Origin of the sequence: Streptomyces sp. SID1328, assembly GCF_009865595.1 — a bacterium.
Classification (GTDB): domain Bacteria; phylum Actinomycetota; class Actinomycetes; order Streptomycetales; family Streptomycetaceae; genus Streptomyces; species Streptomyces griseoluteus.
This window is the reverse complement of the sequence record NZ_WWKH01001047.1, coordinates 1-4256: the sequence shown is the minus strand read 5'-3', so window position 1 is coordinate 4256 and position 4256 is coordinate 1. Positions and strand designations below refer to the sequence as shown.

The following is a 4256-nucleotide window of genomic DNA, read 5'->3' as shown; positions in this document are numbered from 1 at the left end:
GAGCGCGGCGACCCCGTCGTACTCCTCCCCCACCGGCCCGGCGGCGCTCAGCAGGGCCTCGTCCAGGGCGTCGGGGGCCGGGAGTTCGGAGAGGGTGAGGCCCCACCAGGCGGCGACGGCGGCCCAGCGCAGCACCTCGGGGTCGTCCCGGCCGTCCGGCCCGAGCGCGGCGGCGAGGACGGGACGGTCCCGGGTGAGGGTGCCGGTCTTGTCCAGGCAGAGCACGTCGACCGCGCCGAGGTCGTGCAGCGCGGGCAGCCGCCGCACGACGACCCGGTGGGCGTCGGCCAGCCGGGACGCGCCGCGTGCCAGACAGGTGGTGACGATCACCGGGAGCATCTCGGGGGTGAGTCCCACGGCCACCGCGACGGCGAACGGCAGCGTCTGGAGAACCCGGCCGTGCACGGCGGCGCTCGCCATGAGCACGAGCGGCGGGGTGAGCAGCATGAACCGGACCAGCACCCAGGAGATGCCGTGCACGGACCTGTCGAAGGCGCTCGGACCCCGCCGCACGGGGACCCGCTGGGCGGCGCCGAACCGGGTGCGCGCCCCGGTCGCCACCACCACGGCGCTCGCGCCGCCCGAGACGACATGGCTGCCCTGGAAGCACAGATGGGACTCGGCGAAGCGGCTCGGCGCGTCGGCCGCCTGCTTGGCGACCGGTGCGGACTCGCCGGTGAGCGTGTCCTGCCGCACGGTCAGCCCCCGCGCGCGCAGCAGCCGTACGTCGGCCGGTACGAGGTCGCCGGGGCCGAGCCGGACGATGTCACCCGGTACGAGGTCGGCGACCGGCACCTCGCGGGCGCGCGGCTCGTCCGCGCGGTCGGCGCGGCGCAGTACGGTCGCGGTGCCGGTGACCAGGCCGCGCAGCGCGGCCAGGGAGCGGTCGGCACGGCGTTCCCCGGCGGCGCGCAGCGCGCAGCTGACGGCGACCAGGGCGAGGATCACGGCGGCGGTGCCCCAGGAGGCGACGAACGCGGACACCAGCCCGAGGGTGAGCAGTACGGCGGTGAACGGGTCGCGCAGGGCTCCTACGGAGCGGCGCGGCCAGGACGGGGCGGGCGGTGCGGCGGCCGGGGTGTTCTCGCCGTGCTCGGCCAGCCGGGCGGCGGCCTCGGCCTCGGTCAGTCCGCGCGGGCCGGTCTCCAGGCGCCGCAGGAGCCGCAGCGAGGTGTCCGGCACTTCGGTCACAGTCCGCGCAGGCGCCGGGCCGGGGCGGCGGGTGCCGTCTGTTCGGTGAGCCGGCCGACCAGCAGGTGGACGACGTCCACGAGCGCGGCCTGTTCGTCGGCGTCGACGAAGTACACCTGGCGGCGGCCCTCGCGGCGGGAGCGGACGAGTCCGGCGAGCTTGAGCTTGGTGAGGTGCTGGCTGACCGCGGGCAGCGCGCCGCCGACCCGCTCGGCGAGCCCGGTGACATCGCTCTCGCCCTGGGCGAGCGCCCACACCAGGTGCAGCCGGGCCGGGGAGGCGAGCAGCCCGAAGGCGGCCGCCGCCTCGGCGAGGACCTGCGGGGAGGGGTCCTGCCGGCCGCTGCCGGGCCCTGTCGCCACTGCTCTCCTCCTCGCCGCGTCTCGGCTGTCCGGGCGCTGTCCGGCCAGTCAGTCTAGGGGGTGTCCTGCCGGTCAGGCCGGATCAGGGACCGGCGTCCGGTGCCGTGCAGCGCGAGGCGGAGGAGGGAGTCGATGCGGAGCACCGGGGACCGACGACAACGGGGCGAGGTGCGGTGCCAGACGCCGCGAACCCGGCCTGACCGGCAAGACACCCCCTAGGGGCCGTCCGCGGGCACGCGGACCGCCCGGCGACGGGGTGGCGTCGGCCGGGCGGTCCGGGTGGTGCGGTGCGGTGGGGTCAGCCGAGGCCGTTGGCCTTCAGCCATGCCTTGGCGACGTCCAGCGGGTCCTTGTGCTGGACCTGCACCTGGGTGTCCAGGTCGAGCAGGGCCTTGGTGTCCAGCTTGGCGGAGACGGCGTTGAGCGCGTCGACACCCTTCTTCGGCACCGCGTTCCTGCGCACGAGCGGCTGGACGTTCTGGAAGCCGAAGAGGTTCTTCGGGTCGCTCAGGACGACGAACTTCTCCTTGGCGATCACCGGGTCGGTGGTGAAGAGGTCCGCGGCCTGCACGGAGTCCTTCTTCAGCGCCGCCTGGGTGAGCGGGCCACCCGCGTCCAGGGACTTGAAGGACTTGAACTCCAGGCCGTACAGCGACTTCAGGCCGGTCAGGCCCTGGTGGCGGGTCTGGAATTCCGGGGAGCCGCCGATGACCAGGTCCTTGGCGATGCCCTTGAGGTCACCGATGGAGGACTTGGCGGTCAGGTTGTACTTCTTCGCGGTGGCCGCGTTGATGGTGACCGAGTCCTTGTCCTCCGCCGAGGAGGGGTCCAGCAGGGTCAGCTTGGAGTCCAGCTCGGCCTCGATGGCCTTGGTGGTCTCCTCGGTCGACTTGGGGGCGGCCTTCTGGTCGAGGTAGGCCAGCAGCGCGCCGTTGTACTCCGGCAGCAGCGTCACGGAGCCGTTCTTCAGCAGGCCGTAGGTGGTCTCGCGGCTGCCGATGTTGGGCTGGTACTTGACCTTGACGCCCTTGGCCTTGAGGGCCTCGCCGTAGATGTCGGCGAGCAGGATGCTCTCGGCGAAGTTGTTGGAGCCGACGACGACGGTGTCACCGCTCGCCTCGCCTCCGGTCAGCGGGTTGTCGGACTTGCCGTCGGAGGAGCCACAGCCCGCAAGCAGCGTCGTCGCCGCCGCGAGGGCGACCAGCGCCGCCCCTCGGTTCCCCCGGATGGACTTGCTGATGCGGTTGTTGTAAGTCACCTGTTGATCCAAGCCAGTTCGTGATTTGTCAGTCAAGGGAAGCGAGGTCACCGATTGGCCTCGATCGCGCCCGTTTGTATCGGGGGCATGAACGCCCCGCCGAAGGGGTCATCCACTGCGCCGGACCCCCGGCGAGACGGTGAGCTTCGACAGGGCCCAGAACACCAGGAGGGTCACCAGGGCGAGTCCGGCGACCAGGGTGGCGCCGCCGACGACCTTCTCGTAGTCCTTCTGGTAGAGCCCGTCGATGATGTACCGGCCGAGCCCGCCGAAGCTGACGTACGCGGCGATGGTCGCCGTGGAGACGATCTGGACGGCCGCGGTGCGCAGTCCGCCCAGGATCACCGGGAGCGCGACCGGGAGTTCGACCTGGAACAGGATGCGCGGCTCGGTCATGCCCATCCCGCGCGCCGCGTCCACGGGGGACGGGTCGACGGTCTGGATCGCCTCGTAGGTGGTGACGAGGATCGGCGGTACGGCGAGCACGACGAGCGGCACCATCACGGGCAGCGTGCCGAAGCCGAACCAGATGAACAGCAGCACCAGCAGACCGAAGCTGGGCAGCGCCCGGCCGGCCGTGGCGACCATCGACAGGGCGTTGCCGCCGCGCCTGAGGTGCCCGGCGGTCAGCCCGACGGGCAGCGCGATGAGCGCGGCGACGGCGAGCGCCTCCAGGGAGTAACCGACGTGCTCCAGCAGGCGGGTGGGGATGCCGTCGTAGCCGTGCCAGCGGGCGGAGTCGGCGAAGAAGGAGTGCGCGAAGTCCAGGACGTTCACCGGGCGGCACCCTTCTTCGGCATCCACGGGGTCAGCAGATTGCGGGTGAGCACCAGCGCCGCGTCGACGAGGATCGCCAGCAGGGCTGTCGTCACCACGGAGTTCACGGCGAGTTCCGGCCGGTGGTAGAGGTTGGCGTCGTTCAGCATGTTGCCGAGCGCGCCCTGGTTGCCGATGAGCATGCCGACGCTGACCAGCGAGATGCTGGACACGGTGGCGACCCTGAGGCCCGCGATGATGGCGGGCACGGCGATGGGCAACTGCACCTGGAGATAACGCCGTACGGCACCGAGTCCCATCGCCTCGGCGGCGGCCAGGGTCTCCGGGGGCACCGAGCGGACGCCGTCCACGATGGCGGGCACGAGCACCACCAGGCTGTACACGGCGAGCGGGATCATCACCGTCATCTCGCTCTGCCCGGTGTAGTCGATGAGGATGACGAAGAACGCCAGCGACGGGATCGCGTACAGCACCGTGGTGACGCCGAGGACCGGCGGGTACAGCCAGCGGAAGCGGGCGCAGAGCTGGGCGACGGGCAGCGAGAGCAGGAGCCCGGCCAGCACCGGCAGCAGCGCTTCGCGCAGGTGCAGGCCGATCAGGCCGAGGTAGCTGTGCTGGAGGTCGCTGGGGAGGTCGAAGAAGCCGTTCATCCGGCCGCCGTCACCTCC

At 72.1% G+C, this 4256-nt stretch carries 5 protein-coding genes; all 5 read right to left on the bottom strand.

Annotated elements, in window-relative coordinates:
* A partial coding sequence (locus GT030_RS33825; protein ID WP_161204330.1) for an HAD-IC family P-type ATPase occupies positions 1 to 1182 on the bottom strand: 1182 nt, incomplete at its 3' end.
* 5 nt (positions 1183 to 1187) lie between these two features.
* The gene (locus GT030_RS33820) at positions 1188 to 1553 is read right to left on the bottom strand and encodes a metalloregulator ArsR/SmtB family transcription factor (RefSeq protein ID WP_135792361.1); all 366 of its coding nucleotides are present in this window, start codon (positions 1551 to 1553) and stop codon (positions 1188 to 1190) included.
* Positions 1554 to 1851: 298 nt separating this feature from the next.
* On the bottom strand, positions 1852 to 2811 hold the full coding sequence (locus GT030_RS33815) for an ABC transporter substrate-binding protein (RefSeq protein WP_161204329.1): 960 nt from the start codon (positions 2809 to 2811) through the stop codon (positions 1852 to 1854).
* 108 nt (positions 2812 to 2919) lie between these two features.
* On the bottom strand, positions 2920 to 3588 hold the full coding sequence (locus GT030_RS33810; protein ID WP_161204328.1) for an ABC transporter permease: 669 nt from the start codon (positions 3586 to 3588) through the stop codon (positions 2920 to 2922).
* Positions 3585 to 4238 (bottom strand): ABC transporter permease subunit, encoded by a 654-nt coding sequence (locus GT030_RS33805; RefSeq protein WP_086693097.1) that lies wholly within the window; start codon positions 4236 to 4238, stop codon positions 3585 to 3587. Before GT030_RS33805 ends, GT030_RS33810 begins: the two co-directional genes overlap by 4 nt.
* Positions 4239 to 4256 lie beyond the last annotated feature (18 nt).

What these genes read in the sequence shown, in the direction of transcription:
- GT030_RS33805 (WP_086693097.1), bottom strand. Translation starts at nt 4,238, where the DNA reads ATGAACGGCTTCTTCGACCTCCCCAGCGACCTCCAGCACAGCTACCTC.